This is a genomic window from Lysinibacillus sp. BNK-21, from assembly GCF_048684915.1.
Taxonomy (GTDB): domain Bacteria; phylum Bacillota; class Bacilli; order Bacillales_A; family Planococcaceae; genus Lysinibacillus; species Lysinibacillus capsici.
This window is the reverse complement of sequence record NZ_JBLQTS010000001.1, coordinates 676,987-698,318: the sequence shown is the minus strand read 5'-3', so window position 1 is coordinate 698,318 and position 21,332 is coordinate 676,987. Positions and strand designations below refer to the sequence as shown.

Here is a 21,332-nt window from a genome sequence, read left to right as displayed (position 1 = left end):
GAAGCACTCCCTAGGAAATTCGTGTAATTTGATATTCGTCTTCATGACGGAATTGATTATATAAACGTAAATCAAGACCTGTAAAATGGCCTGGATAAAAAAGTACTAATGGCGTCCTAAATGCATGGTTCGATAGCTTCTTTAATAAATGGCTAGACCTTATAAACGGATGAACTGTGCCTACCCCTGTGATAAAGATTAGCTCTGCATCCTCTGCTTTTTCAATAAAGCTATCTACTAATAGCGTACGATCTTCAAGTACTGTTTGAATCGCTTGTGAAAGTTCTTCGTATCCTTCTTCTTCAGCTAATTCAATAAGTTCCTCTAAATCGTCTTCAAATAACGCAAGCAAGAATTCAAATAAGTTGATTTCTTTAATATTCAATTGCGTTCGCTTTAATAGCCCTTCAGTATATGTACGGACGATTAACTCGTCTTCTGCTGGATAATCAAATACAAAGTGCGGGATTTCACTGCCAATACCAGTAGGCTTAGTAAAGCCTTCTTGATGAATTCGTGCTTCTAATTGTTCTAGCCTTTTATAAATCGTCAATATTTCCACCTACCCGTAACGTAATTATTGCCGTTAATAATGGATCATTTTTGAATGCGTATTCTTTTAATTGTGGACTTACATGTAATGGTGAAATTGTATAAATGCCTTCACTTAGGTCTATTATACCACTCGTTTTATATAATAATAGTAGTGTATTATTGATTCTTTTCTTAGAAACAATACTCCAATTCGCAATTTTGTTCGATTGTTGCTCCTTTTCTTCCATAAATGATTCTAAATGGGCTAAAACCAATTGCTTATTTTTCTGTTGATAGCGATAAATAATTAATTCATATAAGCTTTCATATGCATAGCGATATGTTTTTAAAAATGTATATAAAATTAATGCTTTTTGATCGTATTTAGTTCCTGATAAATAGTAGCTCCTAAGCTCGTTAGTTAAACTAATAGCTCTTTTATAAGCTAACTGAAATCTCTTTTGTAAGGCAGACTCTGTTTTCACTAAAAATGGATTTTCAATTAATACAATTTTTCGAATTCCTTCTCGACTCAGACCTTTTTCTAATAAGGTCAAAACATACTCAATGTCTTGCTGGTACCAACGTTCACTTGTAATTCCCGCAGAGTATTCCATATTATGACCTCCATTTTTATTCTTACTATAAGTATAACGATTGCCTATACAAATGGGTAATTGATTTATATTCCAAATAGTGAAACCTTCAATATAGTTACTCGTATAACTTATAAATAGCATTTTACAGGAGGTTCTATTATAAAAGAAGCTTGGCATACAAACGATGATAGACTTTACATTATCCTGCAAAACTTACCCGCACCTGAAATCGATAATCATAGGAAAGTTGTGAAGCTTCTAAACAAAGCGAAGCATGCTATAGCAAGTATGAAAAGCAAAAGAAGAACGACACTCCACGACAACCACACATAGCAGCCCTAATAAACGACGAATTAAATGTATTGGCAAAAGTATATCTACACGTTACATTCACTCCCGGATATCTGAACCAAGACTTTTCAAAACACATCCCAAACATCACTTTAAAAATTAATGATTATACGTCGCAATTACAGTTGTTACTAACATTACCGCCTCTACAGATCCACTATTGCAAAATCCATTTCAAATCAAAAAAAATTATTATGCATCATTAGGTTATGAACCACTATTTTTCATTGAGCGCAACCATCTGGGCATTGATATTGATGGACAATCACTTGTTCTATGGAAAACCGAACTACAGGCGTTAACAAGTCAAAAAGCGGATATTCATTGGAAGAATTTTTTAAAACAACTAGGGGAATTAGGGGACCTACAGGCAGTACTAAAGTTACCTAAAACAGACTTAAACGTGAAAAGTATAATGTATATTACGCCTGCTAATGAAGCCATTTCTATTGAAGCTTTCCATGTTTTAGAACACCCAAACACTTTACCACTTAATGCACACTTCTTCTCAATGCCTTATAAGCTAACATTTGCTCAAGCATTTAAAATAAACAATGAAAAACTTAGCCTAGCGGACCTAGACATCGAAATTAATAATTAATCAAAATACGCTGAACATTTTTTACAGGCAAAGGAAGCTTTTGAACGCCAACTTGAAGAAAAGGCTCTTTTAGCTAAGTTAGCGGCGGAAGAAAACAGAAAACATTTTTAGAAAGATATAGTCAAAGTAACTATGTAAAATCAGATAAGGATAAAAAGCCTGAACTAGTAATGAAAGCCTTCCTTTCTAATAATTAAATGCAAAATTTATTTTTCCTCAATTGAAACCAAATCATATATCAAAAAGCGAAAAGGGTTGTCCTAACGGGTGACCCTTTTTGCTTTTTTCATTGCTAATTACAATACTATTTTACAACCTTCAAAAAGATTCTTTAGACCTATAAGAATTAATAAATTTAAAGATATAATGATTTGCAGATTTGAAACAATTCATTGGCATTTACATTTTCGAAAATAATCAAAAAAATTATCAAAGCTATTCGAATACTTAAAAAGCCATGGTAGAATACTTCAAATTTTAGTAGGACAAGCCTTTTTAGTCCTTCTAGGATTCAACAGCACCCTATCCGGAAGGGTTGCTATTAATGCATTTTTTTAATCTTTAGGTACTTAGGCATGAAAATAGTAATAACGGAGGAAAATTCGATATGCAAAACAATCAGGAATGTAATGAATTCGAACAAGAAGAAAATCAAGAAGTAGAAGACGATTTTTCAGAACTAAAATTAGCTGAAGCAAAATTAGAACTAGATATTAAAAGTGAAAAAAAACATGCTAAGGAAAAGCCACCTAATGTTCAAAGCGACGGACAACAATCAAGTATTAAATTGTTTGAAGAGTTGTACGAAAGTATTAATAGCCTAGATGAATATGGATTTGAATGGCAACCACCCATAACATTTGAAGAATCAGCTCTAAAGCAATTTGACGTTAATATTTTTCCTAACACTTTAAAAAATATGGTTTTAGCAGTAAGTCGCTTTACCCAGACCCCAGTAGATCTTGCTGCAATTTGTTTAATTGGTGTACTATCAACTGTTTTACAAAAAAAGTTTCACGTTGAACCAATTAAAGGATGGAAAGAACCTTTAAACACATACACAGCCGTGCTATTACAAGCATCAAATCGTAAGTCGGCTGTTTTTGGATTAATGATGGGACCTTTATTCGATTATGAATCGAATCTTATTAAATCGCATCAAGAAGTGCAGAAAAAGAATGAAAAACATCTATCTTTACTAAATAGGCGTATAGATAAACTTGAAAATGAATATGCAAAATCAGGTGACACTGAGCCACTAGACGATTTGGAAAATTTGTGGACCTTAAGAGAAAAATTAAAACCAAAGCCAGCTCCAACTCTCATTTTAGATAATTCAACTGAAGAAGTAATAGTATCTAGGATTTCCCAAAATTCTGAACGTATTGCAATTGCCTCTTCAGAAGGAGATTTATTTGAACGGTTAAAATCATCTATTAAATTTGAAGCAAGTAAACTAGATGTGTATTTAAAGGGTTATTCGGGTGACTCCCTGCGAACTGACCGAATCTCAAGAGATACTGAACGAATAGAAGAACCTTTAGTAACAATTTGCATCTCAGCCCAGCCGACCGTTATTCAGGATATGCCTCAGAAAATCATTGATCGAGGCTTAATTCCTCGTTTTTTAATCTCTATGCCTGAAGATTTATTAGGTAAACGAGATGTGTACAATGCTAAACCAGTAGATTCAGAAACTAAATATTTATATAACAATTTAATTTCTAAACTACTAAATTTCGAAGGTAAAGATTCAGTTGCACTTGAACTTTCCTCGGAATCATACGATGTCCTGAAGAAATTTGAACACCATGTGGAGACATTATTTTTACCAGAACAGCTATATTGTGACTCCTTAAAAAGTTGGGGTGGAAAAATTATCGGTAATTTATTACGAATTACAGGTTTATTACATGTTGCTAAACACACCTACATTGCAAAGGATAAATCAGATATTCCTACAACAATTGAAGTAAAAACGTTAAAGGAGGCACTAAAGTTAAAGGAATATTTTGATTCCCAAATTACTAACGCTTATGGAATCATGTTTAGCAAGGAATCGAACGATATGGCGCAATATTTACTAGGTAAGTTAGAACTACTAACAGAAGAAAAGAAACAGCGTAAAGTTTCTAAGCAAGATTTATGGCAAAAGACAAAAAAGATTTTTACTACTGCCCCAGCCTTTAACCTAGTACTAAAAATTTTAGAAGAGCGTGGCTTTATCCAGTTTGACTTAGGTGGTAAATCAGGACGAAAAGAATTTATTATCTTATCTCCCTTTGTAAACAATAATAAAAAAATTTAACAGTAGCTATTCGAATATGAGAAAATGGCTGTTATTATATTTCCAGCTTTTAAAAAACAAAGCTAAATTTCAAGTCTTATAGCAAGAGAAAGGTAGGAAATTCGGATGCAACCACGTGATTTAGAAAATGAAGAATGGATGAATTTAAAAACCGCTGCTGAGTATTTAAATGTATCTTATAAAACGCTAATGACTTTTCGTGCAAAGGGATTAGAAGTAGCAGAGATCGGTCGTATTCGACGCGTATCAAAATCAGCATTAGATGAATTTATGAAACAAAATAGCTTTTAAAACTAGAGATTTGAGGAGAATTACTTCGTAAAACTAATATCTTCAATTAAATAAAATTCAATCGAGGAGGATATATAACATGCTAAATATTTCAAAAAAGTACCCACAAATTAAATCATATCAATTAAAGGATGGAACAACAGTATTTCGTTTTACCGTATACCTTGGCGTTGATCCTTTAACAGGTAAAGAAAAAATCGTAACCCGAAGTAAATTTAAAACTGTAAAACAAGCGGAGCGAGCAATTGAAAAGTTAAAATTTGAATTTAGTAACGGGCTAAATCCCTCAAATATGTTAAAGACGTTTAAAGATGCTTATGTATTTTGGGACGAAGCATATAAAGTATCAGGAATTACGATGAGTACTTACTCTAAAACAGAGGGTTATTTTAAAAATCATATTTTACCGTTCTTCGGCGAAAAGAAATTAGCAAAAATTAATGTCGCAATGTGCGAGCAATTTGCTATCGGACTTTCAAAAAAACTGAAGTATTTTCATCACATTGTTAACTATGCTTCAGATGTTATGGAAACAGCGTTTCGTCTCGGAGATATTCATAAAAATCCTTTCAAGTTTGCACGAATTCCAAAGGAAGTACCTCATACTCAAAACGATAATTACATCGAAGTAGCAGATTTCAAAAAATTACTTCAAGTTTTACCCGAACTAGATTATAAAAAACAATGTTTATTACGTCTTCTTATGTATACAGGGATGCGTAAAGGCGAATTATTGGTTTTAACCTGGTCTGATGTAGATTTTGATAACGGACAACTTTCGATTCATTCAGCTTACTCCTATTCAAAACATAACAGGGGTAAAAATGTTGGTCTTACCAAAGGGAAAATTAGTCATATTATTCCTTTAGACCCTACAACCTTAGAGATGTTGAAAACATGGGAAGAGTTACAATTTAGACAGTTGAAGCAATTGGGTCTACCTCGTAAATCGGATAACGAACAGATAATTTTCAATAACACAGTCAATAAATGTTTAAAAACAAGTTCTCCAAATGACTATCTAACTGAAGCTATTGATAAAGCTAATATCAAGTATGTTACAGTTCATGGTTTACGCCATACCCACGTGACACACCTTCTTGAAGCCGAAGCAGACTTTTTTGGTATTAAGGATCGTGTAGGACATTCAAAAAAGGAGAATACGACTCATATGTTTTATTCGCATGCTACAAATAAAATAAAACAAAATACTTTACAATGTTTACTTGATTACTATAAAGAATTTGATATCAATTAATCAGGAGGAAAACAGATGAAAAATGAAATTTAAAAGAAAATACCGGACTTAAAATGTTACGAAGAGTGCCTCTAAGGAATTCTCATTCTATGACTTTCCACTCTGCACCTCCCGATATCTAATCGAATAAATATTTATTTAATACGCAATAGAGCCTCAAAACTCTATTGCGTTTTTTGTTGTCTTACAATGTCTTATTTGCTAAAGCGTAGCCTATCACATAAACTGAAACTGTAGTACTAGTTACTACAACCTCTTTGTCTCCGTAAGCACGAAACAGGAGGAACATATGGTTAATATTAAAAGTTACAAACTAAAAACTAATGAAATCCGATATAAATTCCACATTTATATTGGCACAGATCCATTAACAGGCAAGGAAAAAACAACTACTCGTAGCGGCTTTAAAACAAAGAAAGAAGCTAAAGAGGCTTATTATGAGTTGCAACAAGAAATTAAAAATGGTACTTTCGGAAAAGTTTCTAAAGACACGTATCAAGAGGTCTATGAATTATGGTTAGAACAATATGAAAATACAGTAGAGGATAGCACCCTATTAAAAACTAAACGTATTTTCAGCAATCACATTTTAACTGCCTTCGGTTCATATCGAATTGCTAATATTGATGCCGCAATCTGTCAAAAGCATGTAAACCAATGGGCCAAAAAACTAAAGCGCTTCAAAATGGTGAAGAACTATGCAGCTCTTGTTATGAAGTACGCTATGAAACATGGCATCATTGATAATAACCCTTTTGAATTAATCGAAATGCCTATTATCAAAGCAAAAATTTCAATTGATGAGGACGATGAAGAGTTTGAAAATTTTTATTCGCGTGAGGAGCTTGTACAGTTCTTAACCCTTTTACAAGAAGATCCTAATATTAAAAAGCGAGCTGTTTTTCGTTTGCTCGCTTTCTCTGGAATGCGTAAAGGGGAAATTTTCGCTTTAAAATGGAAGGATATCGACTTTGATACTTTTGATGTTCGAATTACTAAAGCAGTGAAACGTGGCGAGAAAGGGCTTTATCTTGGACCAACAAAAAATGGTAAACCTCGAACAATCAAAATTGATGAAGAAACCATTGAGATTTTAAAATTATGGCGAAGTGAGCAAGAAAAGATTTTTGCTGAGAAAGGGATTAACACTAATAAGAAGCAACAATTAGTGTTCTCTAATATTTACAACGTTCTTCAAGACCCTAATAAAACTGTACAATGGCTTTCAGACTTCATTGTAAAACACAGTTTGGTGCATATTACGACACACGGACTACGTCACACACATTGCTCGTTGTTATTCGAAGCGGGTGCCTCAATTAAAGAAGTTCAGTATCGTTTAGGCCATAACGATGTGAAAACAACATTAGAAATTTATGCCCATGTTACGCGAAAAACGAAAGAAGGTACTATTAATAAATTTACAGCCTTTTTAAACAATGAATCCGATTAATTCCTAACAAAGGATTAACAAAGGTTAATAAGGTTTTTAATAAGGATTCAATCCTATTCAGTACAACTCAAAGGCAATAAAAAAGCGCCATAAACGTTGATATATCAACATTTATGACACTCCATGAAATTCAGTAAATTTCACTGTATGGAGACGGCGGGAGTCGAACCCGCGTCCAGAAACTCCAATACTTCAGCTTCTACGCGTGTAGTTTGCCTATTTACGATTCACGTAACATTATGCCGACAAACAGGCGTCCTGTACGCTAACCTGGAAATCTCTTGCCGATGACTCAGGTGGCACCATCGACCGTATCCCACTAAAGTTGGGCCCCACGTTCTCTACATGGGCGATAGAGAGGCAGAGCGCTTACGAGCTTACGCTGCGAAAGCTAAGTTTTGTTGTTTGCCAGTTATTATATAACTGTCGTTGATGACGGAGCCGAGCCCTCCGACGCGCGACCAAAGCTTGAACCATCCCTGTCGAATCCGTAACGTCCCCTTGAATATGAAGCGAAGCAGCTTGGCCTCGTTCAAACAAAGAGCTAGAATTGCTTCTAGTACGGTGGGAGCTTAAAAGTACGCTTCCATGAAATCTGGCAATCAGTAATACATATTATAAAACAAAATGAGAGAGAGTTCAAGTGTACCGCTTTAATTGAAAAAATTGGCTTAGCTATAAATACTATCCGCCAGATTAAGTCTGCTATCCAGCACTTTTGCAATGCTATCCACCACTTTTCAACCTCTATCCGTCACTTTCGCCATTCTATCCGCCACACTCGCTGGCCCCACCCAACAACGAAAAAACTCACCGCTATCCGCAGTGAGCTTTTCTCTAAATCTATTAATATTGATTTTTTGCTTTGAAGGCACGTTCCATTTCGCGTTTGGCTTCTTTTTTGCGCATGTCGCTGCGCTTGTCGTAGTCTTTTTTCCCTTTACCGATGCCAATTAGGAGCTTGGCGTAGCCATCCTTGATGTACATTTTCAATGGAACGATTGTGTAGCCGTCACGTTTTACGGCACCGACTAGCTCGCCGATTTGCTTTTTGTGGAGCAGCAGCTTGCGGGTGCGTAGTGGATCGTGATTGAAGCGGTTGCCTTGTTCAAAGGCGCTAACGTGCATATTGTTGATCCATGCTTCGCCATTGCGGACGCGGACAAAGGAGTCTTTCAGTTGAACTTTGCCTGCACGGATGGATTTGATTTCTGTACCTGTTAGGACCATGCCTGCTTCGATTGTTTCTTCGATGAAGTAGTCGTGGCCTGCTTTTTTGTTTTGTGCTAATACTTTACCAGAACCTTTTGCCATATCTTTCACCCTCTACTTAAAAGGTTGAGCTTAAGCGAAAGCACCCTTTCAATGGATACTTTCGCTTAGGCTTATTTACGTTTTGTTTTTTTCTTTTTGCCTTTTTTGGCAATGCCCTCATAGAACTTTTGCTTTTGCTTCACGCGTTTTTTTGGACCTGGGCTTGAGTCATCTTTGCGGCGTCCACGTGGATCACGGTCACTTTCACGTCGTTCACCTTGCTTTGATGAGCTACGAGTTCCACGGTCATCCTCTTGACGACCGCCTCTACGATTGCCACCACGCCCGCCTTTTTCCTCATCACTGCGTGTGCTTCGGCGACTGCGTCCACCTTTGTTATCGCTGTAATTTTTACGTGCATGAATAACAGTTGGTGCTGCTTTGCGTGTTCGTCCATATGAAGTTACCATTCCAACGATTTCAAAGTCAATGGATGACTCCTCAATAATGACATTTGCCACACGAACTGTCACTTCATCCCCAATACGGAATTGGCGATTCGTTCGTTCCCCGATCATAATCATTTGACGATCATCGAAGCGGTAGTAATCATCAGTCATATTACTAATATGGACAAGTCCTTCGATGGTGTTTGGTAGCTCCACGAAAATACCGAAGTTTGTAATGGATGAAACAATTCCTTCGAATTCTTCGCCAATTTTGTCGGACATATATTGTGCTTTTTTCAGTGCGTCTGTATCACGTTCTGCATCAACAGCACGACGTTCACGCTCAGATGTGTGGTCAGCAATTTCATCCATTGCCATACTCCACTGTGCAATGGTTTCTCTCGATGTATCCTTGTTAATTAAATACGTGCGAATTAAACGGTGTACAACTAAGTCAGGATAACGACGAATTGGTGATGTGAAGTGTGTATAGAAATCCGTTGATAAGCCAAAGTGTCCAAGACTTTCTGGGTAGTACTTCGCCTGCTGCATTGAACGTAGGAGCATCGTTGAGATAACAGGCTCCTCTGGCATACCTTCAATTGCCTTCAAAACATCCTGTAATGCCTTAGGATGAACGGTATTACCAGTACCTTTAATTAAAATCCCGAAATTCGTGACAAATTCAAAGAAGCGTTGAAGCTTTTCAGGCTTTGGATCTTCGTGAATACGGTATAGAAACGGTACATTCATCCAGTGGAAGTGCTCTGCCACTGTTTCATTGGCAGCTAGCATGAAATCTTCAATTAATTTCTCCGCTACTGTTCGTTCACGTAATTCAATATCAACGGGCCATCCTTCTTCGTTTACGATCACCTTGGATTCTTTGAAGTCAAAGTCAATAGCTCCTCGCATTTCGCGTTTACGGCGTAAAATACCAGACAGCTCAGCCATGTTTTTAAACATTGGAACAAGTGGCTCATAGCGTTCAATTAGTGCCTCATCCTGCTCCTCTAAAATCTTGTAAACGTCCTTATACGTCATACGCTCAGTCGTTTTAATGACACTTTGGAAAATTTCGTGTGCAACCACATTACCATTCGCATCAATAATCATTTCACAGGATAGTGTTAAACGGTCAACCTGTGGATTTAATGAACAAATGCCGTTTGATAAGCGATGTGGAATCATTGGAATGACACGGTCTGTTAAATAAACACTTGTCGCACGATCGTAAGCTTCAATGTCAATGACTGAGCCTTGCGTTACATAATAACTTACGTCTGCAATATGTACGCCAAGCTTATACGTACCATCTACATTTTTTGTTACGGTTACAGCATCATCTAAATCCTTTGCATCTGCACCATCAATTGTCACAATCGTTTCATGACGTAAATCACGACGACCTACTAAATCGGCCTCGGTAATTTCATCGGGCACGCGCTGTGCAGCAGCAATGACTTCATCAGGGAATTCAGGTGGAATGTCATGCTTATATAAAATGGATAAAATGTCCACACCTGGATCATTTTTATGCCCTAAAATTTTTGTAATATAGCCTGTAGCGGATTTTAAATCCTCTGGCCATGTTGCTACCTCAACAACAACCTTATGTCCATCGACAGCTCCTAATGTATCTCCTTTGGCAATAAAGATATCCATTGGTAGCTTTTTATCGTCTAGGACAACAAAGCCGAAGCCTCGGTTAGCCTGAAATGTGCCGACAAAGCTTGTTTGCCCACGCTCGACGACCTTTGTAACCGTACCCTCACGTCGATCACCAAATGATTCCTTTAAAACACGAATCAGAACGATGTCTCCGTTAATGGCACCGTTAATTTCATGCGGCGGAATGAACACATCATCCATGCCCTCGACATCAGGTGTCACGAAGCCAAAGCCCTTCGCATGTCCGATAAATTTACCTCTTAGCAAATTCATACGCTCTGGTAGGCCATAGCGATTGGAGCGAGAGCGTACAACTAAGCCTTGCCCTTCCATGCGGACAAGTGTTTTCACAAGCTCCTTGAACTCCTCCGCATCCTCAAAGCCGAATTCATCCTCGATTTCACCGACGGTTAGTGGTTTATAATCATCTTTGCTGAAAAAATCGAGTAAACGACTTTGTAGTGTATCTTTTTGATCTTTCATACATATTCCCTCCTTCATGAGAAAATCCTATTTATAATTATTGTGCCCAATTTAGGCTTTCTAAAAAGCGATAAATGTCCTCATGTAATTGATCTTTTTCTTGATCTAATGTAATAACATGTTTTGAGTTTTCATACCACTTGATGTGCTTTTCAAGTGACTCAGTTTGATTATATATAATGTTGGCAGATTCTGTCTCTATTACTTCATCATTTGTAGCTTGTACGACGAAAATAGGCGCGTAAATCATGTCAATTTCTTGACGAGTGCGAGCTATAAATTCTCGTAGCTGCTGTAGAGATGGCATGCCTTTGTCAGCAATGCTTGTAACTTCAGCTTCAATTTGCTCTTCCTGTTTCCCTTGGAACTTTTTATAGTCCCTTGCATATTTCAAGACACCCTCAAACATAACGTCGGTTGTACGCATTGTCATAGGGGCACACATTGTCACAATTCCTTTAACAGGATTATTTAATGCAACGTTTAATGCCATAACACCGCCTAATGAAAGGCCAGCAACGGCTATTTCCTGATAGCCAGCATCCTGTAACTGTTTGTAGGCGGCAATAACATCCTGCCACCAGTCTGCTGGACCTGTTGTGATTAGTTCTTCTGGTTCCACACCGTGACCTTTATAGTGAGGTGCTAATGTAGTATACCCTTTTTTCTCTAAAAATCTACCAAGCATTCGTACGTCTGCAGAGCTTCCTGTGAAGCCGTGTAATAATAAAACAGCACGTGGTCCTGCCTGAAAGAAAAATGGCTGTGATAATGATTTGTTCACTGTAAGCACTCCTTCATTCTAAAACACTTATACATACTATACCCATTCTCGTCATCTCAATGTTGCCCAGCGGATGACATTGGTTATTGCATTACCATTCATTTTTTACTCCAGAGAGAGAATTTACCATTTAACAATGATAAAAGAAAACGCCCAACCAATTCGGTTAGGCGATATATCTTCAACTATTAGATTTTTGTAATAGCGATTGCTAATAAAAAGAACACTATAGCTAACACAATTGTTGCACGGTGAAGGATTAAATCCATACCACGTGCTTTTTGCTTTCCAAATAGTTGCTCAGCTCCACCCGAGATGGCACCTGATAAGCCTGCACTTTTACTAGATTGAAGTAATACCACAACGATTAACGCTAATGATACGATAACTAATGAAACTAATACTACTGTATGCATTCACTGCACCTCCCGAACTTTGAAACATCACAACAGACTACATTATAACAAAAAAAGGTTACGATGACAAACTTCGCTTTATGTTTTGCTGGAAATTTTCCGCCTCATGCTTCCATCCTTGTCGACTTATGCTACTATTTGTGGATGTCACTCCCTATAAATTAAACTATAATGGCAAAAATGAATTTTTTTGGAGGGTGGGAAAATGAATAAAAAAATAGCAGCGCTGCTTGTGCTATGCTGCATGATTCCGTTTCTTACTGCATGCTCAAAGGCCATTGACCTACTTCTTGAGGAAGAGGATGTAACAACTACGACCTTAGCAGAAGAAACAGAGAATGATATGAAGAAGCCAGAAAGTAAAGCGTTATCTGCCTCTTTTTCACCTAATGATCTTTTTTCAACCTCATTATTTAAGGATGATCCTGCCTTACTACAATTCACTAAAAAAGTCGAAAAACAAGTAGCAAAGTTTGAACAGCACTTTGAAGTCCCTTATACCGGGAAGCTACACTTCGAAGATTTTGAGGTGCAGCTGAATGACTTAAATAGCCTGCTTTCTTTCGTTGATCCCTATACAGCTGGTTATTTTCTTACTTATGAATGGACGGCTTGGGAAACCGAGGATGGCTATTTGGTAGAGTTGTCGATTGATTACTTAACAGATGCCAAAAAGGAGCAAAAGGTCGATCAATATGTAGAGGCTTTTGCTGATCAGTATATTACGACAGATATGACAGATTTTGAACGTGCTAAAATCATTAATGATACGGTCGTACAATTAGCCACTTATACAGAACAAGGCTCTACTGAGGGACAAACGGTTTTTGAGCTGATAGACGAGGAAACTGCGGTATGTCAAGCCTATGCTCTACTAGCTTATCGCCTACTATTAGCATCGGATGTAGAAGCTAAATACGTATATGGCTATAGTGAGGATCAGCTGCATGCTTGGAATTTAGTCAGTATCGATGGCAATTGGTATCATCTTGATACAACGTGGAATGACGTGGATTCAGCGGAGCCTTATGCGATTTCCTATGAATACTTTTTAGTCAGTGATGAAAAACTAAGCCAAGATCATTTATGGGTAAAAGAAAATTATTTTACTGCTACAAATAACAATTATGATTTTATGCATGATATGTGGTATGCCAATACTGTGGATGATGTGATTTATTATAATAGTATCAATGATAATATGGTCTATTCCTATAATTTAGACACAAATGAAAACAATCAAATTACAGAAACGGCATGCTATTATTTAGCTACTTATGATGATTTCATTTATTGCAGTGACTATGACAATGCCGGTTATTTAACAAAAATTAATGTCCAGGACGGCTCCGAAGAAGTCTTATTTGAAGATGAAGTCCTCAACTTGTACATTGAAGAAGACATTTTATATTATGAAACAATTGATGGCGCACAACACCAGGAAAATTTGTAATACCCCAAAAGAATCTGTGTGACTTTTATACAGATTCTTTCCTTCCCCAATATTTACATAATTACCATATTCCATTAACAAACCTTTAACGCTAGCTTTACACCATTCCTTTACACTTACAATTGAATTCACCTAAAGGAGGAAAATCATGAAATACGCAAAAAAATGGACTTCATTGTTCTTAGCAAGTGCAGTGACTTTATCCGCAGTTAGTATCCCACAGCAAGAGGTACATGCAGCCGAAGGAAAGAAACCGACAAATGTCATTATGCTTGTGATGGATGGTAGCAGTAATAATGCTGTCACCCTTTCTCGCTGGTATAAAGGTGAAAGCCTAGCAATGGATGAAATTTTATCGGGTGCTATGCGCACATATTCTGCTGAATCTGCCATTACCGATTCCGCGCCTGCTGCGACAGCATTAGCAACTGGGCATAAATCGAACGATAAATATATAGGTGTGCTGCCCTCTGTGATCAACTCCCCTGGATTAACGCAAATCGCTAAGGAAGATGCCTTCCGACCTGTAGCCAATGTGCTAGAAGGAGCTAAACAGCAAGGTAAGGCTACTGGATTAATTTCTACTTCCGAAATTCAACATGCTACACCAGCTGGTTTTTCTGCCCATGTCAACAATAGAAGTCAATATGGGGATATAGCAGAGCAGCAGGTTTATCAAAATATTGATGTTGTCTTAGGCGGTGGTCTGGAATCACTATCACCAGGCACATCGAAAAATGCTCGTCAAGATGGCGAGGATTTAATCAAGGTTTTGAATGAAAAAAATTATGATCTCGTTAAAACACGCGATGAGCTATTTAATAGTCAATCCTCAAAAATTTGGGGAAGCTTTGCGCCAAGTGCACTTGCTTATGATTTAGATCGTGCTAAAACAAGAGCATCTGAGCCTACACTTGCTGAAATGACAAATAAAGCAATCAATACGCTGAAAAAGGATGAGGATGGCTTCTTCCTCTTTGTAGAAGGTAGTAAGGTTGACTGGGCTGCACATGCCAACGATACTATTGGTATCATTAGCGATATTTTATCATTTGATGATGCAGTGAAAGAAGCGGTTGATTTTGCGAAAGAAGATGGTAATACTTTAGTCATCGCAGTAACTGATCATGGAAATAGTGGCATTACGATGGGGAACGCTAACACTACTAGTACCTATTCCAGCATTCCAGTCTCTGCGTACATCGACCCGTTAAAAAAAGCTACAATGACCATTGAAGGAGCTTTAAGCCAACTAAAAGAAGATCGCTCGAATTTAGTTGAGGTCGCTGCTCTTTATGGCTTAGATTCATTAACAGAGGACGAGCTTAAAACATTACAGTCTGCTAAAGACTTAGGCAATGAAATGGTAAAAATGCTAGCCAATCGTGCAAACATTGGTTATACAACAGGTGGCCATACGGGTGAAGATGTATTCTTATATTCATTTGGTCCTTCTAAATTGACAGGATTAGTAGAAAACACTGATTTAGCCCATACAATGGCACGCTTTATGGGCTTTGACTTAAACACATTAACAAATGATTTATATGTGCCTGCAACGAAGGCATTTACGGAAAAAGGATTTACAACAAAAATTGACTTATCGAATAAAGAAAACCCAACATTTATTGCACAAAAAGCAGATATTACAGTGAAAATTCCAGTCAATAAAAACACGATGATCTATGAACAAACTTCAACAAACACGGCAAAGACTCATACATTTGATACAATCAATGTCTACAATGGCTCTGAATTTTATGTATCTAAAAAAGTTATTAATGAAGTGAAATAAAAATAATAGCGCGAACATAAGTTGAGATTATTCCCTTATGTTCGTGCTTTTTTTACATAACTAAACCAGCCAATAATTTGTAAACTCTATATATCCCCCCAAAACCTTAAATTTACCTTAAATTAATCTTATGATTTACTGAATTCATCTTAATTCAGCAACATTTTTCTCCACATTCCGTCAAATCAGTGTTAAAAACATAAGGTAAGGATTTTTAACTAGTAAATTACTATTTTTTGAAAATTTAATCCTATACTTTTTTTCATTGGAGGTGGACAAATGCAATCCATCAAAAATAATGAGTATCTACGCTTCATTGGCTTCACGTTGTTTTATTTGATTGTTTTGGTACTGTTGTTTCTTATACATGGCTTCCATGATATGAACGCCGGACCATTTATATATACGGAATTTTAAATAAAGGAGATTAAAATATGTTAAGTATTTTGGCAGCTATTGAACGTGTGGCACTCCAGCAGCCACAAAAAACTGCTTATCAGACACACAATGCCTCCTTAACTTATAGTGAGCTTTGGCAATTATCAGATCGTCTTGCCGATTATTTAATGAAGCTTAAGTTGCGGAGACAACAGCCTATTGTCATTTATGGACATATGTCCCCCCTACAAATTGTTGCGTTTATCGGAGCTGTAAAAGCTGGCCATCCATATGTGCCTGTTGATTCGTCAACACCATCAGAAAGATTACAGCTCATTACAGAAGCTTCTGGAGCAGGTTTAGTATTGACAACAGAGCTATTACAGATGCCGTTGAACCTGCCAGTTATGGCAGTGCATGATATTCTGGATGCCTCCTCAAAGGACGTGATCCTATCATCCGCAACATGGGTTCGAGATGAGGATATCCATTATATTATTTACACTTCTGGTTCAACCGGTCAACCAAAAGGGGTACAAATAACAGCTAGTAATCTAACACACTTTGTTAGGTGGATGCAGGAACACTTCCCTTTACAGCAAGACGGCGTATTTTTAAATCAAGCACCTTATTCCTTTGATTTATCTGTTATGGATCTCTACCCAGCTCTTGTTGGTGGACACACGCTTTATGCGATTACACAGCAAGAAATTGCTAATCCAAAAGCATTGTTTGATTCATTAGCGATGTCAAATACTCGTGTATGGACTTCTACACCTTCCTTTGCCAAGATGTGTTTGATGAACAAAGAATGGGATCAAAAACTCATGCCTGCATTGGATACTTTTTTATTTTGCGGAGAGGTTTTACCGATAGCGGTATGTAACGAGTTAATGCTTCGTTTTCCACAGGCAACAATTTATAATTTATATGGTCCTACAGAAACAACCGTCGCTGTATCCTATGTAAAAGTAACAAAAGAGCTAGCAGCACACTTCGAACAATTACCAATTGCCCCTATAACGGAGCCAAACGTTTCTGTAGCAGAAGATGGAGAAATTATTATTTCAGGGCCAACCGTTAGCGCAGGGTATTTGGGAGCGCCTGAATTAACAGCGAAGGCTTTCCCGATCGTGGATGGCGATCGCATCTATCAAACTGGTGATATAGGCTATGAGCAGGATGGTTATTTGTTCTTTTCAGGTCGTAAGGATTTCCAAGTGAAATTACATGGCTATCGTTTAGAGATTGAAGAGATTGAAAAACAAATCAATAACCTGCCACCTGTTTCAAGTTGTGTTGTTGTACCTGTTTATAAAGAGAAGGAAATCATTTCTCTTAGTGCCCATATTGTTTTACGTGAGCCATTAACAGGAGCAGCCTTCAAAACGACAAAGCAATTGAAGGCACTTTTATCGGCGTACTTACCTGCCTATATGATACCGAAAACGTTTAAATATATGGACGCTTTACCACTAAATCCAAATGGTAAGGTAGATCGTAAAGGATTGGCGGTTATGGAGACAGTATGACGCCTTATGGAAATATAGCATTTTTTGTGATCATCGGACTTTTATTACTACCTACCATCCTCCTAGGGTTACGAGGCAAATCTTCGAAACGTTATAATCTTTTTATATCGGTCATTGTCTTAGCATTAATCTTCGGACATTCATTGAATGGGACCATCTCGCTCGTATTATTTACTGTCTTTCAGGTAGTACTTATTGTGGCTTATCAGCGTTACCGACTTCAGCAAAATAGCGGAACCATTTTTATAATAGCAGTGCTTTTATCCATATTACCCCTGATTCTTGTGAAGGTTTTGCCGATTCTCGGGTTACATCATTTATTTGGCTTCCTTGGTGTATCCTACATTACGTTTAAAGCGGTGCAAATGATTTTAGAAACTCGTGATGGCTTGATGAAAGAGAAAATTTCGGTAGTAGAGCTAGTCTATTTCTTATTATTCTTTCCTACCGTATCATCGGGACCTATTGATCGTTGGCGTCGTTTTACAAAGGATTTTCATACCGTACCTTCCTCGGAGGATTACCAAAAGCTGCTATTGAGTGGCATTAACTATATTTTTGTCGGCTTTTTATATAAGTTTATTTTGGCTTATTTAATTTACAACTACACGCTTATTTATTTGCCTAACCATACGTATAACTATTTGACACCCTTTCAGGGACAGCTAGCGTATATGTATATGTATAGCTTTTACTTATTCTTTGATTTCGCTGGCTACAGTGCATTTGCTGTTGGTGTGAGCCGGATAATGGGTATCCAAACACCGATTAACTTTAATCGCCCTTTCGCCAGCCGCAATATTAAAGATTTTTGGAATCGTTGGCATATGAGCCTTTCCTTCTGGTTTAGGGATTATGTCTATATGCGCTTTGTCCTTTGGATGACAAAGAAAAAATGGCTAAAAAATAAATTTGCTATTTCGTATATAGGCTTCTTTTTACTATTCTTTTTAATGGGTATTTGGCATGGTCTGGAATGGCACTTTGTGGTCTATGGACTCTATCATGCCCTATTGATTATCAGCTTTGATAAATTTGAACGCTGGAATAAAAAGCATAAGCGTTGGCCAAAAAATAAATGGACGCATGCTATTGGCGTAATCATTACGTTTCATGCTGTATGCTTCGGCTTTTATATTTTTTCTGGCACATTATTTTAAACAAAGGGCTATAAGAGCCTGTTCACTAAAGGAGAATTATTAATGGATCAACAACAAGTTTTAGAAATGCTAGTCGAGTTATGTGAAGATGAAATTATTGTAGAAAATCCAGATATTGATTTATTTGAAGAAGGTTTACTAGATTCGTTTGGGACAATTAATTTATTAGTTGAAATTGAAAACCGTTTTAATATTTCTGTCCCTATTACTGATTTCAATCGTGAAGAATGGAATACGCCTAATCGAATAGCAGGGAAATTAGCTGAAAGACAATGATCAAAAAAGGCTTTCTTTCTTTATTTATTGCATTTGCTCTTTTTACTGGCTTTGTCTTTTTTCCTAATGCTTGGATTAAAGCATGGATATCCAATGAGGATGTGGAGCAAGCCAAAACGAACATGTCTCCACTTGTATTTCAGGGCACATATTTACAGGAGCGAATGTTGCAGGAGCCTAATTCCATGCCACTTTATGGCTCCTCGGAATTAAACCGTTTTGATCCGTTCCATCCATACAATTATACGCGAGCAACTGATGCTCCGTATTCGACATTTATGATTGGGCGTGGAGGCATGCAGTCCATTACTCACTTCTTGAATTTCGCAGCACAAGAAAAGAATTTAAAGGATAAAAAAGTGGTCTTTATCATCTCCCCTCAGTGGTTTACAGAGAAGGGCATGGGTGAATTTCACTTTTCACCGAATTATTCCATGTTACATGCTTATGATTTAGCCTTTAATCAGGAGATGGATGCCAACCTTCGTAAAAGAGCAATGGAGCGCCTACTTGAATTTGATACTGTCAAACGAGATCGCCTCTTAAAGACCATGTACCAATATCAAATGTCTAACGGCAAGGAAAAACCAATTACTGGACGTATGGCCATGGTCGCGGGGCGTTTCCACAAGGAGTTACTAGAAAAGAAGGATTTATATTATTCCCTTTTCCCACGTAAAGGTCATGCATTAAAAAGTGATGACAAGCTGATTGCCAATCAAAGCTTTGAGCAACAATTGCAGCATGCAGAGGCATATGGGGAGAAGCGTGTATCCAATGACTATATGATTGAAGATCGCGCCTATCAGCGACTTGTAAATGCTAAATTTTCAAAGTTTAAAGATATACGAAAAAATGAGGATTATACAAACTCTCCTGAATATGAGGATTTCCAACTAGTTATCGATGTTTTAAAGGATGCAGGTGCCAAACCACTATTCGTCTCCATTCCAGTTAATGGCTATTGGTATGATTATAATGGCTATCCTGAGGAACGTCGTCAAAAGTATTACGATAAAATGGAGCAAGTATTAAAGGATGCAAATGTTGCCTATGTTGATTTTTCAGATCATGAATATGATCCTTACTTTATTATGGATACGATTCATATTGCCTGGAAGGGCTGGGTCTATCTCGATCAAGAACTAGATCAGCATTGGTCACAGCCATAACAATAGTCAGGACAGTCTAATATTAGTAGACTGTCTTTTCTTATTATCGTAAGAGACCTTTTATGTAAAGCGCCATTTGCTCACTTATATATCATTTAGGTTTTTCAATAGCTTCACTAAATTGTTGAACCTGCTCTGCCTGATCATTAGAGGCTGCTCCAATTTGCTCCATGCTTCCCATAAGTGCTTGAATATTACTCGTGATCGTTTTAAGGGAGGTTACAATTTGTTCTGTTGCTGTAGCTGTCTCACTAGAAAGCTTCCTTACCTCTTTGAAACCTGCACCGTATTGGCCTGCTCATGCCGCTTCACGTTAATCTTTTTTATATGTTAAAATGCCTCAAAGTTTGAATTAACTTTGAGGCATTTTTTGAAATTCGCCTATTTATCTTTCGCAAAATGGTATTCAATATAAGTCATATTCTAAATTGTGTTGAATATAAGCTTGCTCTTCAGATGGAGTTAATAGACGAATTGCTTTCCCTGAAGCTTCTTCATCGCCACCTTGCATTTCCCATATGGAATTGTGGTCGTCAACTGCATTTGAAAAATCACCCTTCGACCATCTTTCCAATATTGAAATGTAAAGCTCTTTATATTTATAATTGCTTTCTTTGGCTATAGCTAACAATCGGTCAACCTTTTCTTGTGTTATTTGCTCGTGACCCCATTTTATTTCCGCTTCAACCTTCTGATGAGACATACTATGAATGGTTTCGTTCATTTTGTGTTCTATTAGGTCATCTGGATATAATTCATTTTCTTTTTTTAGAACAGTTCCATCCTTAGAAGTTACTTCAACATATCCAGCGATTGTTTTTTCTTCCTCGGGAGTAGATTTATTCATATGCTCAGTGAATTTGATGTAACTAAATGCTCCACCGAAAATAATTAATATTACAATGATACTAATAACCGATTTGGTTTTTCTCTTCATGTTATTACCCCTCAGTAATTTTTTATCATTATGTAAATATGGTTGATATTAGTTAATTAGGTTAAATAATAACAGAATGTTGTAATAGGTTTCAATGGTTAGATACTTAATGTCCGCCGCTTTCGGTTGTTCTAATTGAATAAGCTTACTCTGTAATTAGATAAGCAAATAAAAAAC

19 protein-coding genes and 1 other RNA gene are annotated in these 21,332 nt (G+C 37.0%); 12 read left to right on the top strand and 8 right to left on the bottom strand.

The features are described 5' to 3' along the window. Positions 1–10: 10 nt before the first annotated feature. A complete protein-coding gene (locus tag ACMGGO_RS03520; protein WP_420281592.1) occupies positions 11–562 on the bottom strand; it encodes a BREX protein BrxB domain-containing protein in 552 nt (183 codons plus the stop codon). Continuing rightward, positions 540–1,151 (bottom strand): BrxA family protein, encoded by a 612-nt coding sequence (locus ACMGGO_RS03515; RefSeq protein ID WP_420281591.1) that lies wholly within the window; start codon positions 1,149–1,151, stop codon positions 540–542. The genes ACMGGO_RS03520 and ACMGGO_RS03515 overlap by 23 nt, the downstream gene beginning before the upstream one ends. 493 nt (positions 1,152–1,644) lie before the next feature. On the opposite strand from ACMGGO_RS03515, the gene ACMGGO_RS03510 reads away from it, so the two are divergent. The 5 genes from ACMGGO_RS03510 (at position 1,645) to ACMGGO_RS03490 (ending at position 7,395) form a co-directional block, all read left to right on the top strand. After that, the gene (locus ACMGGO_RS03510) at positions 1,645–2,085 is read left to right on the top strand and encodes a hypothetical protein (RefSeq protein WP_420281590.1); all 441 of its coding nucleotides are present in this window, start codon (positions 1,645–1,647) and stop codon (positions 2,083–2,085) included. Between the two features lie 607 nt (positions 2,086–2,692). Beyond that, entirely contained in the window at positions 2,693–4,393 is a 1,701-nt protein-coding gene (locus ACMGGO_RS03505) for a YfjI family protein (protein WP_420281589.1), read from the top strand. Between the two features lie 105 nt (positions 4,394–4,498). Further along, positions 4,499–4,684: a helix-turn-helix domain-containing protein gene (locus tag ACMGGO_RS03500; RefSeq protein WP_289449719.1), complete on the top strand. Its 186-nt coding sequence runs from the start codon at positions 4,499–4,501 to the stop codon at positions 4,682–4,684. 79 nt (positions 4,685–4,763) lie between these two features. Next, on the top strand, positions 4,764–5,942 hold the full coding sequence (locus ACMGGO_RS03495) for a tyrosine-type recombinase/integrase (protein ID WP_420281588.1): 1,179 nt from the start codon (positions 4,764–4,766) through the stop codon (positions 5,940–5,942). Between the two features lie 289 nt (positions 5,943–6,231). Beyond that, positions 6,232–7,395 carry a tyrosine-type recombinase/integrase gene (locus tag ACMGGO_RS03490; RefSeq protein WP_420281587.1) on the top strand — a complete coding sequence of 388 codons (1,164 nt, stop codon included), beginning with the start codon at positions 6,232–6,234 and terminating at the stop codon, positions 7,393–7,395. Between the two features lie 145 nt (positions 7,396–7,540). Here ACMGGO_RS03490 and ssrA read toward each other — a convergent pair. The 5 genes from ssrA to secG all read right to left on the bottom strand — a co-directional run bounded on the left by ssrA (position 7,541) and on the right by secG (position 12,452). Then, positions 7,541–7,896, bottom strand: a transfer-messenger RNA (tmRNA) gene (gene ssrA, locus ACMGGO_RS03485). A gap of 345 nt (positions 7,897–8,241) precedes the next feature. Then, positions 8,242–8,709 carry an SsrA-binding protein SmpB gene (gene smpB, locus ACMGGO_RS03480; RefSeq protein WP_048390901.1) on the bottom strand — a complete coding sequence of 156 codons (468 nt, stop codon included), beginning with the start codon at positions 8,707–8,709 and terminating at the stop codon, positions 8,242–8,244. Positions 8,710–8,780: 71 nt separating this feature from the next. Further along, positions 8,781–11,252 (bottom strand): ribonuclease R, encoded by a 2,472-nt coding sequence (gene rnr, locus ACMGGO_RS03475; RefSeq protein WP_048390899.1) that lies wholly within the window; start codon positions 11,250–11,252, stop codon positions 8,781–8,783. 37 nt (positions 11,253–11,289) lie between these two features. Further along, complete coding sequence (locus ACMGGO_RS03470; RefSeq protein WP_420281586.1) at positions 11,290–12,036, bottom strand: alpha/beta hydrolase; 747 nt, start codon at positions 12,034–12,036, stop codon at positions 11,290–11,292. Positions 12,037–12,224: 188 nt separating this feature from the next. After that, positions 12,225–12,452, bottom strand: coding sequence for a preprotein translocase subunit SecG (secG, locus tag ACMGGO_RS03465; RefSeq protein WP_004228101.1), 228 nt, complete (start codon positions 12,450–12,452; stop codon positions 12,225–12,227). Between the two features lie 205 nt (positions 12,453–12,657). Between secG and ACMGGO_RS03460 the strand changes: the two genes are divergently transcribed. The 7 genes from ACMGGO_RS03460 to dltD all read left to right on the top strand — a co-directional run bounded on the left by ACMGGO_RS03460 (position 12,658) and on the right by dltD (position 20,218). Further along, entirely contained in the window at positions 12,658–13,905 is a 1,248-nt protein-coding gene (locus ACMGGO_RS03460; RefSeq protein WP_328023617.1) for a DUF5050 domain-containing protein, read from the top strand. A 148-nt stretch (positions 13,906–14,053) separates the two neighbouring features. Beyond that, positions 14,054–15,700, top strand: a complete 1,647-nt coding sequence (locus ACMGGO_RS03455) for an alkaline phosphatase (RefSeq protein ID WP_420281585.1) — start codon at positions 14,054–14,056, stop codon at positions 15,698–15,700. Between the two features lie 279 nt (positions 15,701–15,979). Continuing rightward, positions 15,980–16,117 (top strand): teichoic acid D-Ala incorporation-associated protein DltX, encoded by a 138-nt coding sequence (locus ACMGGO_RS03450; RefSeq protein ID WP_004228095.1) that lies wholly within the window; start codon positions 15,980–15,982, stop codon positions 16,115–16,117. Between the two features lie 17 nt (positions 16,118–16,134). Next, the gene (gene dltA, locus ACMGGO_RS03445) at positions 16,135–17,610 is read left to right on the top strand and encodes a D-alanine--poly(phosphoribitol) ligase subunit DltA (RefSeq protein WP_420281584.1); all 1,476 of its coding nucleotides are present in this window, start codon (positions 16,135–16,137) and stop codon (positions 17,608–17,610) included. After that, positions 17,607–18,770, top strand: coding sequence for a D-alanyl-lipoteichoic acid biosynthesis protein DltB (gene dltB, locus ACMGGO_RS03440; RefSeq protein ID WP_115673019.1), 1,164 nt, complete (start codon positions 17,607–17,609; stop codon positions 18,768–18,770). Before dltA ends, dltB begins: the two co-directional genes overlap by 4 nt. 42 nt (positions 18,771–18,812) lie before the next feature. After that, complete coding sequence (dltC, locus tag ACMGGO_RS03435; protein WP_016994756.1) at positions 18,813–19,046, top strand: D-alanine--poly(phosphoribitol) ligase subunit 2; 234 nt, start codon at positions 18,813–18,815, stop codon at positions 19,044–19,046. Further along, positions 19,043–20,218 (top strand): D-alanyl-lipoteichoic acid biosynthesis protein DltD, encoded by a 1,176-nt coding sequence (dltD, locus tag ACMGGO_RS03430; RefSeq protein ID WP_420281583.1) that lies wholly within the window; start codon positions 19,043–19,045, stop codon positions 20,216–20,218. The genes dltC and dltD overlap by 4 nt, the downstream gene beginning before the upstream one ends. A gap of 406 nt (positions 20,219–20,624) precedes the next feature. Here the strand turns inward: dltD and ACMGGO_RS03425 are convergent, their stop codons facing one another. Beyond that, positions 20,625–21,155, bottom strand: coding sequence for a DUF6241 domain-containing protein (locus ACMGGO_RS03425; RefSeq protein ID WP_066037095.1), 531 nt, complete (start codon positions 21,153–21,155; stop codon positions 20,625–20,627). Positions 21,156–21,332: the final 177 nt, after the last annotated feature.

What these genes read in the sequence shown, in the direction of transcription:
- ACMGGO_RS03515 (WP_420281591.1), bottom strand. Translation starts at nt 1,151, where the DNA reads ATGGAATACTCTGCGGGAATTACAAGTGAACGTTGGTACCAGCAAGAC.
- ACMGGO_RS03505 (WP_420281589.1), top strand. Translation starts at nt 2,693, where the DNA reads ATGCAAAACAATCAGGAATGTAATGAATTCGAACAAGAAGAAAATCAA.
- ACMGGO_RS03500 (WP_289449719.1), top strand. Translation starts at nt 4,499, where the DNA reads ATGCAACCACGTGATTTAGAAAATGAAGAATGGATGAATTTAAAAACC.
- ACMGGO_RS03495 (WP_420281588.1), top strand. Translation starts at nt 4,764, where the DNA reads ATGCTAAATATTTCAAAAAAGTACCCACAAATTAAATCATATCAATTA.
- ACMGGO_RS03490 (WP_420281587.1), top strand. Translation starts at nt 6,232, where the DNA reads ATGGTTAATATTAAAAGTTACAAACTAAAAACTAATGAAATCCGATAT.
- smpB (WP_048390901.1), bottom strand. Translation starts at nt 8,709, where the DNA reads ATGGCAAAAGGTTCTGGTAAAGTATTAGCACAAAACAAAAAAGCAGGC.
- rnr (WP_048390899.1), bottom strand. Translation starts at nt 11,252, where the DNA reads ATGAAAGATCAAAAAGATACACTACAAAGTCGTTTACTCGATTTTTTC.
- secG (WP_004228101.1), bottom strand. Translation starts at nt 12,452, where the DNA reads ATGCATACAGTAGTATTAGTTTCATTAGTTATCGTATCATTAGCGTTA.
- ACMGGO_RS03460 (WP_328023617.1), top strand. Translation starts at nt 12,658, where the DNA reads ATGAATAAAAAAATAGCAGCGCTGCTTGTGCTATGCTGCATGATTCCG.
- ACMGGO_RS03455 (WP_420281585.1), top strand. Translation starts at nt 14,054, where the DNA reads ATGAAATACGCAAAAAAATGGACTTCATTGTTCTTAGCAAGTGCAGTG.
- ACMGGO_RS03450 (WP_004228095.1), top strand. Translation starts at nt 15,980, where the DNA reads ATGCAATCCATCAAAAATAATGAGTATCTACGCTTCATTGGCTTCACG.
- dltA (WP_420281584.1), top strand. Translation starts at nt 16,135, where the DNA reads ATGTTAAGTATTTTGGCAGCTATTGAACGTGTGGCACTCCAGCAGCCA.
- dltB (WP_115673019.1), top strand. Translation starts at nt 17,607, where the DNA reads ATGACGCCTTATGGAAATATAGCATTTTTTGTGATCATCGGACTTTTA.
- dltC (WP_016994756.1), top strand. Translation starts at nt 18,813, where the DNA reads ATGGATCAACAACAAGTTTTAGAAATGCTAGTCGAGTTATGTGAAGAT.
- dltD (WP_420281583.1), top strand. Translation starts at nt 19,043, where the DNA reads ATGATCAAAAAAGGCTTTCTTTCTTTATTTATTGCATTTGCTCTTTTT.
- ACMGGO_RS03425 (WP_066037095.1), bottom strand. Translation starts at nt 21,155, where the DNA reads ATGAAGAGAAAAACCAAATCGGTTATTAGTATCATTGTAATATTAATT.